We start from the raw sequence: 17,873 nt of genomic DNA on the forward strand, positions 1-17,873 counted from the left end.
TATGCGTCGCGCCGTCTGCCCCGGATCCTTTGATCCCATTCATAAGGGCCATGTGGAAATCATTGCCCGTGCCAGTAGCCTCTTCGATGAGGTCGTGGTGGCAGTGTCGACAAACTACTCCAAGAAGTACCGATTCGATCAAGAAGAGCGGATCGCTATGGCGCGTGAAACTGTCTCTGGGCTCGCCGGAATCAGCGTCGTGCCGATGGGGGACGGGCTGTTGGCAGAATTTTGCCGCGAGGTGGGTGCCGACGCCATCGTCAAAGGACTGCGCTCTGTGGTGGATTACCAATATGAAGTTCCGATGGCAGCTATGAATCGGCACCTTACAGGTGTCGAGACCGTTTTCCTCTCCGCAGACAACAGGTATACGCATCTGTCTTCAAGCCTGATCAAAGAAGTCCAAGCTCTGGGTGGTGATGTGGAAGAGTACCTTCCACGTTCGGTCGTCAGTCGCTTTCGCAATGGTCGTTAGAGATTGCAGACCGAAGTGGGATCGGTCTTGTAAAGTCGGATCATGAGTGAAACAAAGCGCGTCACCAAGGCAGTGATTCCGGCAGCGGGGTTGGGGACCCGTTTCTTGCCGGCTACCAAGGCGATGCCCAAGGAAATGCTCCCCGTCGTCGATAAGCCAGCCATCCAGTATGTTGTCGCTGAGGCAGCCAAGGCAGGCTTAGACGACGTTTTGATGATCACCGGACGCAGCAAACGAGCTCTTGAAGATCATTTTGACCGAGTACCTAATCTTGAGCAAGTCTTGACGGACAAGGGTGACACGGAAAAACTCGCATTGATCCAAGAGGCGACTGACCTCGGAGAGATCCACTACATTCGCCAGGGAGATCCGCAGGGGTTAGGACACGCTGTTTTGTGCGCCAAACTTCACGTGGGGAATGACCCTTTCGCTGTTCTTCTGGGTGACGACCTCATCGACGAACGGGACGATCTTTTGAGCGAAATGATCAAGGTCCAACAGAATACTGGGGGGTCTGTGATTGCGTTGATGGAGGTGGATCCGACGCAAATTGGCGCCTATGGATGTGCTGATGTCACTAGCGTAGACGGCGAGGATTATGTCAAGGTTAATCGATTGGTTGAAAAACCGAACCCAGTGGAAGCCCCCTCTAATTTGGCAGTTATCGGCCGCTATGTACTCCACCCTTCAGTTTTCGAAGTGCTTGAGCGGACTGAACCCGGTCGTGGTAATGAAATTCAACTGACCGACGCCCTTCAGGAACTCGCAGCTTCGGATCAGTCTGGAGGCGGCGTGCACGCAGTCATTTTCCGTGGTCGCAGATACGATACGGGAGATAAGCTCTCGTATATTCAAGCGGTGATCAGTCTCGCAGCCGAGCGGCAGGATATCGGCGAACAGTTGGTTCCGTGGCTCAAGGAGTTCGTTGCAGCCTTGGAGGCCTAGATCCAGTTGCATCTGCACAGGGCAAGTCTTCTCTTCCAATGGCGCTAGACTTGCTTGCTTACGACCATCCACTTGATTCGGGCATCGTCGCGGCCAAATTCGGGCCATTTCACGGCCGGCGTCCCCCACGGGAGAAGACTTGAACAGTACGCAGCCTGAATCCGGGTACGCTCCGCGCCGAATGGCGCCGCGGAAGAAACACCCAGTACGCGCCGTCATTCTGTCGTTGGTGGCGCTGATTGTGGTCGCCGCTCTCGTCGCCGGCGGATACTTATTCACGCTCGCCAACACGTTCGATGATCAGACCCCCGAGTTGGGCTCAGCTTTTCCGGAAGAGTCGCTTCGGCCTGTGAAGGATCCGGGCGATAAATCCATGAACATCTTACTGATGGGTGCGGACCACGGTGGCGCAAATCAGGTCACCGAAGACGTCATCGACACTGGTGGTACCGGTCAGCGCTCTGACACGATGATGCTCGTGCACGTTCCGGCGGACCGCAATGGTATCTACGTCATGTCAGTCATGCGCGATACATGGCTGGAGATTCCGGGCCATGGGAAGCACAAGATCAACGCGGCGATGGCTTTCGGGGGAGTCCCCTTGGTGGTTCAAACGTTTGAAGGCTTATTCGACGCTAAAATCGATCACGTCGCCGTGGTGGACTTCCAGGGGTTCCGAGACCTCACCACCGCACTGGGTGGCGTGACAGTTAAGAATGAGATTCCCTTCACGGCGAACGACACCGACTATTTCTACCCGGTAGGAAATATTGATTTAGAGGGAGACCGCGCGCTCCGCTTTGTCCGCGAAAGAAAGTCCTTCTCCGATGGCGATTACCAGCGAGTGAAGAACCAACAAACGTTCTTGAAAGCCGTCATGGATAAGCTCCTGCGGTCCGAAACTCTGACTAATCCGAGCAAGGTCTATAGGGTCATCGACAAGGTCTCTCCCTATGTATCACTTGACGACTCGCTTGATGCAGGGACCGTTGCCGGATTGGCCATCCAATTCAAAGGGTTGCGTTCCAAAGACGTTCACCTGTTCACCCTCCCAACGGCAGGTACATCGACGAGCGCGGACGGGCAATCCATCGTGTTGGAAGATGAACAAGCAGTTGCTGACGTCGGTGAAGCCCTGAGCCACGATACGATGGGCTCCTATTTCGAAGATTTGGAATCAGATTTGGAAGCCAAGGCCAAATGAGGAGTTTGAACGCATGACGGTCATTGGTTCAGTGGGACCCGAAGGTCTTCACCGTGTGGGAGCCAGACCCCGCCTCCTTACCTACCTGAAGCAAGCCTGGGAGCGGCGTGACTTCGCCTTCGAACTGGCACGTAGCCGGATCGAGGCCAGCAACGGGCGCAACCGTTTGGGTATGTTGTGGGTCGTTCTGAAGCCGACTTTGAACGCACTGATGTATGGCGCCATTTTTGGGCTATTACAGGGTGACAGCAGGCCGCCAGGCTTTCCGATGTACGTCGTCATCGGTGTCTTCCTCTTCGAATTCTTCAGCCAGTCGATGAATCAAGGCGCAAAGTCGATTACCGGAAATACTGCGCTGGTGCAGTCGCTTTCATTCCCCCGTATTACGCTTCCCTTGGCTACCGTTCTTCAGCAGCTACTCACTCTGGCGCCCATGCTGGGAGTGATGTATATCTATTGCCTCATTCTGGGTGCTAAGCCGTCATGGAGCTGGCTACTGGTTTTGCCGCTCGTAGGCATCTATACCTTGTTCAATACCGGGGTCGCCCTCGTTGCTGCACGACTTACCGTGCATGTGCGGGACCTGACTCAGCTTTTGCCATTGATCAATAGGCTCTTGTTCTATACGTCCGGTGTTTTATTTTCGGTGGATCGCATTCTGAGCATGCTCCCGGTTATGGTGACACTTTTCGACTTCCACCCGATCTATCAAACGCTCCAGATCGCCCGCGGATGCATCATGGGCACCGAATACCCCATTGAGTATTGGGCATACCTGTCCATTTGGTCGGTACTGCTGTTGATTTTCGGAATCCTTTTCTTTTGGGTAGCAGAGGAGCGTTATGGCCGAGTCAACTGATTTTGACGATCTGATTCGTCCGAGGCGACGTTCTGCGGACCGTGTCGAAACCGACGGTGCCGGAACGAATGCAGATACTCCCTCTGAAGCATTCCGGGGGAGACGCCGGAACTCCATGGGAAACCACCACCAGGTCGAACCACCCAGCGGTCCTCCTAGCGAGATCCCACCTGAAGACACGGCGTCTCCTGTCTCGGCATCGTCAGAGGCAGAGTCCGCACACGCGACGCTGGAGACCGAATCCGCGACAGTTTCTCCAGTACCCGAATCCGCGGATACACACCCGGACGGACGACGACCAGTGGTGGTCGTGGAGGACCTGCATGTTCGGTACAAGGTCTATTCCAGTGGGAAGTCCGCTGGTTCGGCTGGTGGTCGACGACTGATGACGAAAACCCGTGGGCTGCGGGAGGTGCACGCGGTGAAAGGGATCTCCTTCACGGCCTATGAGAACGAGTCAATCGGGATCATCGGCTCAAACGGTTCAGGAAAGTCCACCCTGATGCGCAGCATCGTGGGCCTGACCCCTCCAGCATCGGGCGCCGTCTACGCGACTTCTCGTCCCAATATGTTGGGCGTGGGGGCCGCGCTCATTCCCGATCTTTCAGGGGACAAGAACATCACCCTCGGGGGGCTCGCCCTGGGCTATAACCGCCGGGAAATCGAAGCGATGAGGAGCGATATCATTGAATTCGCTGAACTCGAGGACTTCATCGACTTGCCCATGCGGACGTACTCCTCCGGGATGTCGGCTCGTCTGAAGTTCGCGATCGCGGCTTCTAAGCAGCACGAAATTCTCATCGTTGACGAAGCGCTGGCGGTTGGCGACGCCCGTTTCCGGAAGCGGAGTGAAGCTCGTATCCGGCAGATCCGCGAACAAGCCGGAACAGTCTTCCTCGTATCGCATTCCATGAAGTCCATCCTCGATACCTGCAACAGGGTGCTATGGATCAACCAGGGGGTTCTGGAAATGGACGGGGACGCCGAGGAAGTCGTCAAGGCGTACAAGGAATCAAAGAAATGAATTTCCCCGACCGAAAGACAGCCGTTTCGTACGTCATGCCTGTCCTGAACGAGGCTGAGTACGTCAGAGACGCTGTCCAAGGGATTCTCGCCCAGGACTTCGATGGACCCAAGGAAATCATCCTTGCTCTGGGACCAAGCGACGATGGGACTGAGACCGTGGTGGAGCAGATGGCACTAGAAGACCCGAGGATCCGGTGGGTTCACAACCCCAGTGGACGCACTCCAGCAGGCCTGAACCTCGCCATCAAGGCGTCTACGGCTCCCATCATCATCCGGGTGGATGCGCACAGCGTTCTGGATCCCCAGTACACACGCCGCGGCGTGGACACCCTGTTGCGCAGTGGGGCGGCCGATGTTGGCGGCCGTATGGACGCGCAAGGCCGCAACGCTCTGCAACGCGCCGTCGCGGCTGCCTATAATTCGCCCCTGGGACTGGGGGGAGCTGCGTACCACTCGGGTGCTCCCGAAGGCCCGGCTGAATCGGCGTACCTTGGAGTTTTTCGCCGCTCGATCTTCGACGAAGTCGGCTTCTACGATGAGTCCTTGTGGCGTGGACAAGATTGGGAACTGTGTCTCCGGATCCGACAGGCCGGAGAAAAAGTGTGGTTTGATCCACTGCTGAAGACGACGTATTTTCCTCGGGATGATTATCGTCGATTGGCCGCACAAAGCTACGCTTCCGGGGTGTGGCGCGGGGAATTGGCTCGTAGGTATCCGGAAGGAAAGTCAATTAGGCATTTCGCGCCGCCGATCATGGCCGTAACGGTTGCGGCGGGAGTCGTGTCGTGGCTCGTGCGTTCAGACCATTTCAGAGGCCTAGGACGCTTAGTTCAACGAGCTGTGCGCAGTGCCCCTGCGGTCTATGGAGCAATGATCATAGCGGCTTCAGTCCAGACGAAATGCTGCAACGGATTGGAGCGGCTCCAACTGCTGCGTGTCTTACCGACCATCCACTTTCCCTGGGCCTTCGGCTTTGTCCGTGGACGAATTCTTGGGGCCGGCCAGACCACGGATCAGAGCCGACCGGTAAAGAACGTGGAAAAAAACTCCGAGGGTACAGAATGACCCCGTCGGAAACACGACCGGCAAGACCGTCGTTGGATGAGCTTCGTGCCGTATGTCAGCCCCCGGAGGTCAGATCCAGACGTAACGCCGAGCATTGGACTGCGGAACTATATCTTCGACATATCTCCATCTATCTCACCGCACTACTGGTTCGAACCCCGATCAGTGCCAACGGAGTCACGGGACTCATGATTCTTGCCGGCTGGGGTATGTCCGCAGCCTTGCTGATTCCAGGAATCTGGGGCCCCCTACTCGCTGTCGTGCTGTCCCAAGTGCAGCTATATTTTGATTGCTGCGATGGAGAAGTCGCGCGATGGCGAGAAACCCAGGGGCCCAAAGGCATTTTCATTGACATGGTCGGCCACCATACTACCGAGGCGCTACTACCCATCGCCCTTGCGGCTCGGATTTCCCTTGGAAACGAAGCGGGGCTCCCCGCGGGACTCGATGACCAGGTGCTGTTCATCGGCGCAATCGTGGCCTTGCTTCTGGTGCTCAACCGCTCCTTGAGCCTGATGGTCCACGCTGCTCGCGGCATGGCTGGACTCGGCAAACTTCCCGATACCGGGGATGCGCGGGCAATCCCGTCGACGTCCCTGTTGGGCAAGTTGCGGAATCTCGCCCGCTTCCTGCCCTTCCACCGGCTTTTGCACGCTGTGGAATTGAGCCTTTTGTTTCTGGTAGCGACCATTGTATCCACGATTTTCGGGAGTTCAGGACTTGCCGAAAGCTGGTTACTGTGGCTGCTCGTGCCTGTCACCCTTTTCGTGAATCTCGGGCATTTCGCAGCCAGCCTCGCATCATCCAGGCTCAGGGCCTAGGAGGCATTCATGGGCACAACGAATGGAGAGCCCAGCGTCGGAGTCGTGATCCTGACCATGGGAGACCGGCCGCAGGAACTTCGGCGCGCCTTCGCTTCGCTTCAATTACAAGAAGGCGTCCGCTTGGATGTTGCCGTTGTCGGCAATGGCTGGGACCCGGCAACACAGCCGGGAGGACTACCGGAATGTTTTGTTCCGGTCTACTTGGAAGAGAATCTAGGCATCCCAGCCGGACGTAATGCCGGCGTGCCGCACGTTCGGGGTGAATTCATCCTGTTCCTCGACGATGATTCGTGGCTTCCAGACATCGATTTTCTGCAAAATGCCGTTGCCCGTTTCCGGAAGTACCCGGATATGGGGATGCTGATGCCGCGCATCGCTGACCCGGAAAACGAGGAATCGCCCCGTCGTTGGATTCCTCGCCTGAATAAAAAGACGGCGGGGGAGTCAAGCAATATCTTCCATGTTGGGGAGACCTGTCTTCTCCTACCCAGGGCGATTTTTGAGGCGACCCGTGGTTGGGCTGGCGGGTTTTGGTATGCCCATGAAGGCATTGAGTTGGCTTGGCGTGTGTGGGATACAGGCCATCGTGTCTGGTACGCGGGGGACCTGCGAGTCTTCCACCCTGTCGTAGATCCACGTCGGCACGGTGAATTTTATCGGCTGAACGCCCGAAACCGCGTTTGGCTGGCACGTAGGAATCTGAGGTGGCCTTTCAGCTGGGCCTACGTGGGGTCATGGACGCTGATCAACATCGTCCGCCTGCGGAAAGACCGCAAGGGCCTGCGCCAGCACCTCGCCGGGGTGATGTCGGGCTACCGCACCTCCCCTTGGTATCAAACGCCGCGGCCCAAGTTGAAGTGGAGTACACATCTCCGGATGACGCTGGCTGGTCGTCCCCCGATTATCTGAACGGGACCGGGTTTCACCGATGAGCCGTGTCTCCGCAACTGCGCAGTTCAAAAACCTGCCTTTTGGGAACACGTGATGCTTGGAACGTGATCGAGAGGCAGGGTTCGTCTAAAGTGGTTGTGGATCCATAGCCCTCGACGTCAGGTAATAGAACATGACCAGGACCGTATTGACCTACGGCACATTTGACCTCTTCCACATCGGGCATCTGAACATCTTGAAGCGACTCAAGGAACAAGGCGACCACCTGATTGTGGGCGTATCAACGGATGAGTTCAACGCGGTCAAGGGTAAAAAGCCAATCGTCCCCTACGATCAGCGAGTGGAGATCGTCCGTTCTATCTGTTACGTAGACGAGGCAATCCCGGAAGACAACTGGGGACAAAAACGCGAAGATATCACCAAATACGATGTCAACGTGTTCGGGATCGGGGACGACTGGCGCGGCAAATTCGATGATCTGGAAGACAAGGTAGACGTGATCTACCTGCCACGGACTTCAGGGATTTCGACCACCGAAATGAAGCGTGTCCTCAGTGCGTTCGATGAACGGCACGTGTCAGAACTCAAACGAACCCTTGATAGCTTGAGCCAGATCGTCAAGGAACTGAGTTAAAAAGATACTCAACGCGGGACTGTGACGGTAGTTCCCGCGAGTTTCAGTATCGTACTTGCAATATTTTCTAGACGAGGGATGGTCAATATATGCGTAATGTTGGTGTGATTCTTGCAGGGGGAGTCGGCGAGAGGGTTGGCTTGGGTATCCCGAAGCAACTGATAAAAATCGCAGGACGTCCCATTATCGAACACACAATGGCGATTTTTGAGGAAAGCGCCAAAATCGATGAAATCATCGTCATGATGACACCGGGATACCTTGACGATGTTCGGTCTATCGTCAAACGAAACACCTTCAAAAAGGTGTCCCAAGTGCTGGAGGGCTCGGGAACCCGCAACGATACAACGCAAGCTGCTTTGGCTGCGATGGGCAACGAGGACTGTAACGTCATTCTTCACGACGCGGTGCGTCCGTTGTTATCCCAACGCGTGCTCGACGACGTCGTCACCGCTTTAGACACGTTCAAGGCCGTTGACGTAGCGATTCCTTCAGCGGATACCATCATCGAAGTCGACCAGCGAGGCGAGGGGATCCCCACCATTGCCGAGGTGCCTCCAAGAGCGGCACTACGTCGTGGTCAGACGCCTCAAGCTTTCAAGCTAAGCACCCTGCGAAAGGCATATGTCGGTGCTTCCCACGACCCGGATTTCACCGCTACGGATGACTGCAGTGTTGTTCTCCGCTACTCACCCGAGGTGGATATAGGGGTTGTCCAGGGTGAAGAGCGCAACATGAAAGTCACGGAGCCCATCGATATCTTCGTCGCCGATAAACTGTTCCAGCTGTACAGTGCAGACGGACGAGCAACTTTCGATGATGATGAACTGCGCTCGGCGTTGACCGGTAAGGTCGCCGTTGTGTTCGGTGGTGCGTATGGCATCGGAGCGGACATAGCCGCACTGGCCGAGGAACATGGGTGCACGGTGAGAACTTTTTCTCGTTCGTCCACCAACACGCATGTCGACCGCCGCGCAGATGTCGTCAAGGCCAAAGATGAAGTCTTGGAAGAACTCGGTCGGGTGGACTTCGTGGTCAATACGGCGGGGATCTTGCCGCGAGGTCTACTACTCGATGAAACTGACGACTCCGTCTACCAAGCCACGGAGATTAATTATTTGGCCCCGATCTTCATTGCTCAGGCCTTCCACTCAGCCCTTCGTGCCTCTGGGGGCTCACTGCTGCTCTTTACCTCGAGTTCGTACACGCGTGGCAGGTCGGGCTACAGCCTTTACAGCTCTGCCAAAGCAGCAACAGTGAACCTGACCCAAGCCCTAGCCGATGAGTGGGCAGAAGACCGTATTCGGGTTAATTGCGTTAATCCTGAACGAACGGGAACGCCGATGCGCACGAAGGCCTTCGGAGCTGAGGACCCCAACTCCCTTTTGGCCTCGGAAACGGTGGCCCGGACGTCCTTGGAGACCCTCATTGGTGGGCGGACGGGGCATGTCATCGATGTACGCAAAGATGATCCTTTGTCTGCCAAGGCGCTACTCGGCGAGGGCAACGATTTTTAACTGAAGACAGCCGGACGCCCAACATGCCGCCCTGTCTTCACGTCGAAGATGCCGGCAGAGACAGAACTGCCTCGCGGAAGGCGTCTGGCGAAGTACCCCCCAAGTAGTAGGCTGCAGCCTCGTCGCGGGTACTTCGCATGGGGTCGGGCCCCAGGAACAGGTGCCAAGACGCTGAATCGGGCGACGTCGGCAGATATGCATGTTGGACCGACGGGAATTTTGTACCGATGTCGGAGTCCCGTCCGTTGGTCGCTCGGCAATGAGCCGGTAGAAGCACTGCCGCCGGCTTGTGTGATGCTAAATAGTCCACCAGCACGCTGGATACGTCAGTCACGAGGGCATCGGAAGCGTTGAACAGGTCCAGAAGCTCCATGCTGGCTGTATCCTCGGAGCCAAGGTGACTCAGCTTTTTGTCAACCAAGAGGTTGTCAATCTCGGCGATGTCGTCTTGATCTTTGGAAGAGAAGCGGCTGAAGGGATGGGGCCTGAACAACACCGTAATTCCGCGGGCCAAGAGATCAGCGATAAACGGTACTGCGATACTCAGTGAGCTCAGGGAAGTTGCCTGATTATACCCTGACCAGGTTGGCGCGTACAGCACGGTTTGTGGTGTACTTCTGAACTCTGGAACATTGACACGTTGCAATTGGGGCCGTCCGATTATATGAGCCTGGCCTGGGTCGAGGTTCACATTTTCTGTCGCGTATCTATCTATGGCAGCTTGCCCAGCCACGAAAATTGCGTCGTACATCCGGTGTGCTGGGTGCGCCGAAATCTCCTTGTCGGAGTCTCCGTGGCCCAGATATACGTGCTTGACGTTCCGGTAGCTGACCATGTTGGCATTATTCGTGACCGAATTCACGTAGAAGACCGCCCGAACGGAGCTCGGCATGACGTCGTCCAGATCCTTGTTTTCGCGACAAGAGATAATGGGGATCTCAGAGGAGATGGAAGTTGCGAGGTGTTTGGCAGCTTCGGGGTCGCGGACGACGATGATAACCCGCGGCGTAATAGCCAGGATCTGGGGAAGCCATTGTTTGATCTGGTAGGCGCCCCCATCGCGACGTCCCATGTACAGAATGTACTGAGGTGTGAAGTTCTCAATAGCCCGTCGTAGGATCGGCCGATACCTTCGTGCACGGTGGAATTTCATAGCAAGCCTGGAAGCGGCGGCCACAGCCAGACCCAAAGCGATAGTGGCCACGATAACTCGCAGGGCTAGCTGCGCCCCCGCTATGGCGAGGAAAGCATAAGCGAGGACAACAAGGCCTGTGACCACGGCGGTGATGGCAACGATCCGTGTTTCTTGGCGAGGCGGCGGAAGCTGAATGTTGTAGGCTGCTGGCCAGCCGCGAAAAGACGCGAGCACTGCCAGCCCAGGCCACGGCGCCATCGCGACGCCGATCTCCATTGCGATGGCTATTTCCCAGAGCCGTTCAGTTCCATCGACCGCTTTAGCCCCCGATAGGGCTATTGCAATAGCAAGAGCAAAAATCGTACTTGGAATGGACGCTACAAGTGCAGTCTTCAAGGTTTTCACAGTGCTTCAGTCTCTGCCGATTCCGCCTCGTTGAGGATTCTTGCGGCAGCGTCGATGAACCCATCGGCGTAGCTGGCGGGCGGGAAGTCACCCAAGTAATATTCCCGGACGCGTCCTCTGCGGTGCAGCAGTGGGTCATCATTCAACAGATGATTCAATACTTCCTGAAGATTATCGAGGTCACCATGCAGTACATAGCCGCCCGACGTCGCAGGCATATCGGCTGCTAGCTGCTTTGGAGTGTGATTGATGGCGGCAACGGCGAAAGGCTTCTCTGATTGCAAAAAATCAGAAACCATGGCGGAGACATCGGAGATCATGGCATCCGAGGCGTTGAAACAGTCGACCACTCCCATGTTCTTTTCCGCAGACGCGCCATAGATGTGCTCGCGTCCGGTTTCTGCGTTGTCCAAAGCCAACAAGTTGCGGATTCGGCGCATCCTGCGTACTGCGTCTGGGTAGCGGTAGTTGAACGGGTGGGCCCGGAAAATGACGGTGCACCCACGGTCGAGTAGGGCTTGGACGATGTCGACGCCCAGCGGGAGCGAGTACACAGCCGTATCTGCGTACGGCCCTCTCCATGTTGGCGCGTAGAGGACCGTCTTCGCCTCATCAAGAACATCACGACGGCGAGTGATTGCCTCGACTTGGGGACGACCGACGATCTCGAATTTCTCCCGTGGGATGGTGACCCCGTGACGTTCATACCTGTCGATCCCCGCCTGACCTGCGGCGAAAATACGGTCGTAGATTCCATGGACAGGGTTGTAGCAAGCGGCCTTTTCCGAATCTCCATGATTCAGCCATATGTGGGTCAGTTCCCGATGTTCAATTAAATGGGTGTTCTTGACTGCGTTGTTCACGTAGAAGGCCGTTGTCAGGCCCGGCACCAGGACGGCTTCGAGCGATCCAAGGGTCTTACGATAGATCACGGGAGATTCGGTGACTTTAGCAGCCGCTCGAGCCATCCTTAGATCCCTGGCGATGACGATGTATGGCTGGCCAAGCCGGTCGAGATAGGGCACCCACATACCCAGCTGGTAAGACACGCCCACGTTCGAAGCAAAATACACGCAGAAGCGCGGGGCATAGTTCTCCACCAGCTCGGGAAGCCGCGCTTCCAATGACAAGTTCACGTATCGGCGGTGTATGCCTCGCACCAGAACGTAAGTGGTGACTCCCAGAGAGAGTGCCCCGAAAACTAGCTGGAGGGATCCCCAGAGTGGGAATAGTGCTGCACTGATTGTCATCGCTGCCAGAGCCAAAGCAGAAACCATCCCAGCCCAGCCGCGGGCAAATGCTAGTGGAACCGCTGCTTCTGTACCAGGGAGGTTTCGTGACTGAAGCCCCTCTGCGCGCCACGTGGATACGGCTTGCCCTTCGAGGCTGATGGCGAGGAACGCCAAGGCCGGGCCAACGATGGAAGCCCATCCTTGCCCTGACGTGGCCATACCGGCTAGGAGGGTCACGGCAATTAGGCTCCTAGCAATGGGCATGGAACCCAGCGCGCGGTTCATCCACGCTTGGCTTTTGAAGCCACGGCGGTGGAGATAGACGAAGATCGTCAGCGAGAGTATGGCTGGTACGAGGAAGGCGAAGCTGCTGACCCCGAAAACCGCCGCTGCTCCCAGAGCTGCTGAGGCCAGAACATCCGGCAGGAAATGTCGGGCCATCCGTAGTGCTTTATTGCGCACCCTGCGCGCGCGCCGGCGCTGACGCCTACGGTCCTTTGCCTTCTCCAAGGCTTCAGTATCCAGGAGTGGAACGTCATCTGAATCGCTGGGTTGATCCTCATCGTCGTCATCGGGCCCAGATTCGTCTGCCGTTGCCGATGTAGTCATATCCGCCGTGGCGGCCTCAACAGATTCCATCTGCTGGCTGGGCGGATGTTGTTCTATGGTGGCGACGGCGGCGTCGACGAAGACCGACGAGTAGCCATCGTTGGGGAAATCACCCAAATAGTCTGAACGCAGCTCGAGCCGACGCGCGCGCATGGAGTCGTCTTTGAGCAGTTGGTCGAGGACGGCGTTGATATTGCGCAGGTCAGACTGGAGCAGGTACGCAGCCCGGGCAATCGGATATTCGTCTCGGAAAGACTCTACTGGCGTGTTCACTACGACCATCGCCATGGGTTTGTATGAATACAGGTAGTCCGAAACGACACTGGATACGTCGGAAATCATCACGTCCGAGAGATTCATGCATTCGATGACGCCCAATCCCTGCTCTGCAGCCTCGCCGTACAGGTGCTTTATGCCGCTGGACTGTGTGTCTGCGCGAAGCAACTCATGGACCCGGACGATGATCCCTGCGTCCTCCTCGAACTGGTAGCTGAACGGATGGGGTCTAAAGACGACCCGGACGTGACGTTCCAATAAGGCGGCGATGATTCCTGGAGCTGATGGAATCGAATGAAGGAACGTTTCATCCACATGGCCACGCCAAGTCGGGGCGTACAGGACAGTGGGCTGATCCGTGAGTGTGGAGGTAGCCGGTTCGAGCGTCTCTAGTTGGGGCCGACCGACGATGGTGAACTTACCGGGGTCCAGCAGTACACCGTGTGCTGCATATCGCCTAGTTGCAGCGGGTCCCGCGGCGTAGATCTGGTCGTACATGGCATGTGTCGGGTTGTACGAGGGTGCCTTATCCGAATCTCCGTGACCGAGATAGACATGGGTGAACTGGCTGTAGCGCACCATGGCACCATTTCCAGATGAGGCGTTGACGTAGAAGAACGTGCTGAGACTGGGCACCACGAGGTCGTCAAGGTCCGCCAGCCTACGGCGCATTACGATTGGTGCATCAGTGATTTTAGCCAGTGCGTGCGAAGGTCCCTCTGCTCGGGTGACGATGATGAATTTCTTTCCCGTACGTTCCAGGTACGGCAGCCACATGGCGACCTGGTATGAGGCATCGTCCGGACGTGCTGCGTAGATGGCGAACTCCGGCGCATATTCCGTGAGCAGGGAGTGGAGTTCGCGCTCGATCTTTCCGTTGTAGCGGCGCCGAAAGAAGACGCTGACGGCACGCATCAACATGAGCGAGGAGATAACGAGCCCAAGGAAGAACCAACCAAGGGCCGAGAGATCCATGGCCGCAACCAGAACCCCATAGCCGAGAAAGGCCAGTTGGAGATAGACGATGGTCAGTGTCATGCGCCAGACGCGCGGGGCTGTTGGTGCTCCCGGGAGGCTGAGAATTGCGTGGCCGCCACCGAGTCCGAAGCGGCGCAGCACACGTTCCCCCACGATGGTTCCGGCCCCCACCAGAACTGTGAGTGTGATGAAGAGGGATTCGAAGTCTGACGGAGAAGTGGATGCTGCAAGGATGCCGATGGAAGCCAGCAACCCCGCTCGAACGGCTGTATACCGGCCGAGGCCTGGCCGGAAGTCCCGTCTAGGGAAAAGCACGATGAGGGCAATGACAGACGCCCACGATAAGCCGAGCAGCCAGCCCCACGATTGTTTGTCAGCGTGTTCAATGGCGACTAGCAAAGTCGTTGCCAAGACCGCTACAACAATTAGCAGAGTGACAATTGTCTGAATCCGTAGCCAGGTGTGGGCACGGGCGGGAGCCAGGCGATCGTGAATCTGTGTCAATTGATTAGGTTCCTCAATGCTGAAACTGACATGGCTATAAACGTATCTGCTATCGACCGGGAGTATATACAACCAACCCCGCTCTAAGGCACATCGGACAAACCGACTGAAGGAAGAGAAAGTAGGTCCTGAGAAGCACGGATGAAGCGCTCGGTCCCGCTCCCGAGTTCGTCGGTTCCGAATATATGCTGACGGAAACGGTCTTGCTCTTGAGCTGCTCCCTCACGAGCCAGCTTAAGTATCCGTTGAACGGCATCAACCGGAACATCGGACCAGGTAGGCACGGCTGATACTAGATGATTAGTAGCACCAGCGGTTGCTGCTGCCGATGCGGTCAGAACCAACGTCGGTTTGTTGAGTCCTACAGAGTCCATGGCCATGGCTGACACATCCGTAATCACCACGTCTGCTCGCGAAATATCACTGGTGGAGTCGATCGCGGGCTGCGTTCTGGATCTGGGCGGCTCGACCTTGCTCGTGGATTTGAGCAGATGGCGGATCTGCCGCAAAGCTTCGGCATGTTCCCGCGAACGTGTACCGAGCTTTGGATGAGGGCGAAAGGTTAGGCGTACGCGGTTGTCCTCGGCAAGCAACTGGATCAATTTCCGTCCACTACCCGTCAATGAGCTATACGCCATGGCAGGGCTGTCTCCTTCCCACGTGGGGGCGTAGAGAACCTCCGTTTGATCATTAGGCACTGGGCGGGCAGAAGCAAGGAAATCCAATTGAGGTCGACCGATCTCGACCAAGGTCGACGGATCGATTCTTTGAATATGGGTAAGGATTCGTTCCCTGGCTGCCGCCCCGGCGATGAAAGCAAAGTCGTAGGCTTTTAGCTGGTTCGACACCATGGACGACTTTTCACTCTCCCCATGGCTGAGGTGTACATGTACGACTCTGTTGATCCGTAACGGCGTGAAATTTGCTTGGTTATTATTCACGTAGAACAGGACTTGGACGTTGTGCTTTCTTACGAAATTCTCGACATCTGCAGCTTGGGGGCAGAGAGAAATCGGCAAGTTACCCGCTTTAGACAGCAGGTTCGCTGAGTTAGAATTGGTGATTAGAAGTGTGACCGGGGTTCCCACAGCGCTGAGATGTTGGAGGGCTGGAATCCATTGCTCGAGCTGGTAGGCCGAGTCTGGGGTGTCTGCAAAATATACGGCGAAGGGACTTACTCTGGGCGGCACCTGGTCTCTACGCTGGATGCGTGCCCGCACCACTGGTGCGAGCACTATGGAACTGACTTGTGTTGTCAGCCGCTTACACGCGGTGGAGAGTCGAATCCCTATTGGCATCTGACCAGTTTAGTTCCCCAGCGCCAACGAGGGTTACATGGATGATTTCCAGCGCGTTCCGTCCGTGAGAAAGCCGCTGTCCGTCATACTATTTTACGAAGGTTGCGATCGTGTTGGTTGGGTCCCTTGGTAGAAGCCCGGTGACTATGTGAGTTTCGCATTCGCTAATGGATGCAGGAGGAAATTCACAGATATGGCACCTAAACATACCCCTGATCAGGTCATCGTGAAGGTCCGGCAGGGCCAGAAGATGTTCAACGACGGGCGCCCGATGATCGAGGTCATCAAGGAACTACAGATCACTGAAGCGACGTGGTACCGGTGGCTTCAGCAGTACGGATCCGAGAAGAACGCCGGCCAGACCAAGGCTATGAAAAACCTCGAAAAGGAGAATGCCAGGCTAAAGAAGCTTTTAGCCGATCAGGTCCTGGCCAATGACATTCTGAGTGAGGTGGAGCGGGGAAAATTCTAAGCCCCTAACCACGTCGCCGTGCTGTGCGTATGGCGCAGGAGAAGTTCGGAGCTTCCGAAAGGTTCGCGTGCTGTCCTGGGCCAGAATCGCTCAGCCCTGCGCAAAGGCCGACCGATGATCAGCTTCGAAGAGGCCCAACTGCGGGCTGATCTACGTGCCGTGGCTCAGACGTATCTCGCATGGGGCTGGCGTAAAGCACGCTGGCACCTGCTCGAGCAGCCGCAGTGGGACGGGGTAGCGCTGAATAAGAAGCGCCTACTCCGGCTCTGGCGCCTGGAGGGACTCACCTGCAACCCCAAGGCACGGAAGAAGCGCCGCAGCAGATCCTGCGCCGGGGAGCGGAAGAGGCTCAGGGCCGAGTATCCGATGCATGTGGTCAGTTTTGACTTCCATTCCGATACGATCTCATGCGGCTGGCATATCCGGTTTTTCAACGTTGTCGATGAGTTCACTCAAACCGCCCTGGCGATCATCCCCAGACGTTCGTTCACGGCCACTGATGTGGTCGCCGTTCTGGAGGACATCATCGCCGAAACCGGCATTGCCCCGGCTTTGAGTATTTGAGGCTTTGAGCCCCACCGATCGTGCGACTCAGCACCACCGATCGTGCGAGAGAGCACCAGTAACGTTCTGACATAGCGCCACCGATGCTCTCCGCCAGGGATTAGACGCCGCCCAGCACCGTATGTTTCCGCATGTTGTAGTTGCCAGTTTCGACCCGGACCGTGTCGTGGATGATGCGGTCTATGATTGCGTCCGCGTGGACAACGCCGGAGCCGAGCAGCTGGTGCCAGTCCTTCTACTGATACTGCGTGCAGAAGACCGTCGACTTTCCGCTGGCGAGCACGGGTTCCGGGGTACCTCTAGCTGTACTGCCCAAGTAGGTTGGTTGAACTCGTGCCACGACACGATATGAATTAATGGGATGAAGAAGGCCCCCTGATGTGGAGTGGAGCTGTCTAAGAAACCGCTTCACAAACAGGAGGCCTTCATGTCCCACGCTAATGCAGCCTTGACCCCGAAAGCACGTCTGAGACTTGCCAGGCTCATCGTCGACGATCGCTGGAGCGTGTCCACCGCGGCGAAGATGTTCATGGTCTCCTGGCCTACGGCCAAACGCTGGGCAGAGCGCTATCGGGTCCACGGCCCGGCAGCAATGGCCGACAAAACCAGTCGGCCCAGGACGTGCCCGGCACGCACCCGGCAGGCCATGGTGAAGAAGATCGTTGCCCTGCGCTGGCGAAAACGATTGGGCCCGGTCCAGATCGCCTACCGGCTGGGACTACCTGCCTCGACCGTGCACGCGGTGCTTGTTCGTTGTCGGATCAACCGGTTGCGTTATATCGACCGGGTCACCGGCGAGCCGATCCGCCGCTACGAACATCCTTATCCCGGATTCATGATCCACGTGGACGTCACCAAGTTTGGGAACATCCCCGACGGTGGAGGCCACCGATACGTAGGCCGAAAGGCAGGGGACAAAAACCGTGCGGCGACCCCGGACAAGCCCCGCAATGCGACCTA

At 56.7% G+C, this 17,873-nt stretch carries 14 protein-coding genes and 2 pseudogenes; 12 read left to right on the plus strand and 4 right to left on the minus strand.

Annotated features, from left to right (window positions below; genetic code table 11):
- Position 1 precedes the first annotated feature (1 nt).
- From coaD to FM101_RS09310, 10 genes are all read left to right on the plus strand, one after another.
- Complete coding sequence (gene coaD / locus FM101_RS09265; protein ID WP_086998689.1) at positions 2 to 475, plus strand: pantetheine-phosphate adenylyltransferase; 474 nt, start codon at positions 2 to 4, stop codon at positions 473 to 475.
- Positions 476 to 517: 42 nt separating this feature from the next.
- Entirely contained in the window at positions 518 to 1,420 is a 903-nt protein-coding gene (galU, locus tag FM101_RS09270) for a UTP--glucose-1-phosphate uridylyltransferase GalU (RefSeq protein WP_086998693.1), read from the plus strand.
- Positions 1,421 to 1,649: 229 nt separating this feature from the next.
- Positions 1,650 to 2,624, plus strand: a complete 975-nt coding sequence (locus FM101_RS09275; RefSeq protein ID WP_245806670.1) for an LCP family protein — start codon at positions 1,650 to 1,652, stop codon at positions 2,622 to 2,624.
- Positions 2,625 to 2,637: 13 nt separating this feature from the next.
- The gene (locus FM101_RS09280) at positions 2,638 to 3,483 is read left to right on the plus strand and encodes an ABC transporter permease (protein WP_086998699.1); all 846 of its coding nucleotides are present in this window, start codon (positions 2,638 to 2,640) and stop codon (positions 3,481 to 3,483) included.
- Positions 3,484 to 3,712: 229 nt separating this feature from the next.
- Positions 3,713 to 4,507: an ABC transporter ATP-binding protein gene (locus tag FM101_RS09285; protein ID WP_179204288.1), complete on the plus strand. Its 795-nt coding sequence runs from the start codon at positions 3,713 to 3,715 to the stop codon at positions 4,505 to 4,507.
- Positions 4,504 to 5,574 (plus strand): glycosyltransferase family 2 protein, encoded by a 1,071-nt coding sequence (locus FM101_RS09290; RefSeq protein ID WP_086998702.1) that lies wholly within the window; start codon positions 4,504 to 4,506, stop codon positions 5,572 to 5,574. The genes FM101_RS09285 and FM101_RS09290 overlap by 4 nt, the downstream gene beginning before the upstream one ends.
- Positions 5,571 to 6,395 (plus strand): CDP-alcohol phosphatidyltransferase family protein, encoded by an 825-nt coding sequence (locus FM101_RS09295; RefSeq protein WP_086998705.1) that lies wholly within the window; start codon positions 5,571 to 5,573, stop codon positions 6,393 to 6,395. Before FM101_RS09290 ends, FM101_RS09295 begins: the two co-directional genes overlap by 4 nt.
- A gap of 9 nt (positions 6,396 to 6,404) precedes the next feature.
- Complete coding sequence (locus FM101_RS09300) at positions 6,405 to 7,307, plus strand: glycosyltransferase family 2 protein (RefSeq protein WP_086998707.1); 903 nt, start codon at positions 6,405 to 6,407, stop codon at positions 7,305 to 7,307.
- Between the two features lie 154 nt (positions 7,308 to 7,461).
- The gene (locus FM101_RS09305; protein ID WP_086998709.1) at positions 7,462 to 7,923 is read left to right on the plus strand and encodes an adenylyltransferase/cytidyltransferase family protein; all 462 of its coding nucleotides are present in this window, start codon (positions 7,462 to 7,464) and stop codon (positions 7,921 to 7,923) included.
- An 89-nt stretch (positions 7,924 to 8,012) separates the two neighbouring features.
- Positions 8,013 to 9,440: a bifunctional cytidylyltransferase/SDR family oxidoreductase gene (locus FM101_RS09310; protein ID WP_086998712.1), complete on the plus strand. Its 1,428-nt coding sequence runs from the start codon at positions 8,013 to 8,015 to the stop codon at positions 9,438 to 9,440.
- A gap of 37 nt (positions 9,441 to 9,477) precedes the next feature.
- Here FM101_RS09310 and FM101_RS09315 read toward each other — a convergent pair whose 3' ends face one another.
- The 3 genes from FM101_RS09315 to FM101_RS09325 all read right to left on the minus strand — a co-directional run bounded on the left by FM101_RS09315 (position 9,478) and on the right by FM101_RS09325 (position 15,598).
- Positions 9,478 to 10,980 carry a CDP-glycerol glycerophosphotransferase family protein gene (locus FM101_RS09315; protein WP_143269265.1) on the minus strand — a complete coding sequence of 501 codons (1,503 nt, stop codon included), beginning with the start codon at positions 10,978 to 10,980 and terminating at the stop codon, positions 9,478 to 9,480.
- Positions 10,977 to 14,579: a CDP-glycerol glycerophosphotransferase family protein gene (locus FM101_RS09320; protein ID WP_086998716.1), complete on the minus strand. Its 3,603-nt coding sequence runs from the start codon at positions 14,577 to 14,579 to the stop codon at positions 10,977 to 10,979. Before FM101_RS09320 ends, FM101_RS09315 begins: the two co-directional genes overlap by 4 nt.
- An 83-nt stretch (positions 14,580 to 14,662) precedes the next feature.
- Complete coding sequence (locus tag FM101_RS09325; RefSeq protein ID WP_218778274.1) at positions 14,663 to 15,598, minus strand: CDP-glycerol glycerophosphotransferase family protein; 936 nt, start codon at positions 15,596 to 15,598, stop codon at positions 14,663 to 14,665.
- Positions 15,599 to 16,070: 472 nt separating this feature from the next.
- On the opposite strand from FM101_RS09325, the pseudogene FM101_RS09330 reads away from it, so the two are divergent.
- Positions 16,071 to 16,898 (plus strand): annotated as a pseudogene (locus FM101_RS09330) (transposase); the annotation flags it as partial.
- Positions 16,899 to 17,013: 115 nt separating this feature from the next.
- Here FM101_RS09330 and FM101_RS16205 read toward each other — a convergent pair.
- Positions 17,014 to 17,178, minus strand: a pseudogene (locus FM101_RS16205) (ATP-binding protein); the annotation flags it as partial.
- Between the two features lie 162 nt (positions 17,179 to 17,340).
- On the opposite strand from FM101_RS16205, the gene FM101_RS09340 reads away from it, so the two are divergent.
- The coding region (locus FM101_RS09340) for a helix-turn-helix domain-containing protein (protein ID WP_179204286.1) at positions 17,341 to 17,873 on the plus strand (533 nt) is incomplete at its 3' end.

The organism is Arthrobacter rhombi (assembly GCF_900163545.1).
Lineage (GTDB): Bacteria > Actinomycetota > Actinomycetes > Actinomycetales > Micrococcaceae > Arthrobacter_H > Arthrobacter_H rhombi_A.

Excerpts from the sequence above, each read along its gene's own strand:
- coaD (WP_086998689.1), top strand. The coding sequence starts at position 2 with ATGCGTCGCGCCGTCTGCCCCGGATCCTTTGATCCCATTCATAAGGGC.
- galU (WP_086998693.1), top strand. The coding sequence starts at position 518 with ATGAGTGAAACAAAGCGCGTCACCAAGGCAGTGATTCCGGCAGCGGGG.
- FM101_RS09280 (WP_086998699.1), top strand. The coding sequence starts at position 2,638 with ATGACGGTCATTGGTTCAGTGGGACCCGAAGGTCTTCACCGTGTGGGA.
- FM101_RS09290 (WP_086998702.1), top strand. The coding sequence starts at position 4,504 with ATGAATTTCCCCGACCGAAAGACAGCCGTTTCGTACGTCATGCCTGTC.
- FM101_RS09295 (WP_086998705.1), top strand. The coding sequence starts at position 5,571 with ATGACCCCGTCGGAAACACGACCGGCAAGACCGTCGTTGGATGAGCTT.
- FM101_RS09300 (WP_086998707.1), top strand. The coding sequence starts at position 6,405 with ATGGGCACAACGAATGGAGAGCCCAGCGTCGGAGTCGTGATCCTGACC.
- FM101_RS09305 (WP_086998709.1), top strand. The coding sequence starts at position 7,462 with ATGACCAGGACCGTATTGACCTACGGCACATTTGACCTCTTCCACATC.
- FM101_RS09310 (WP_086998712.1), top strand. The coding sequence starts at position 8,013 with ATGCGTAATGTTGGTGTGATTCTTGCAGGGGGAGTCGGCGAGAGGGTT.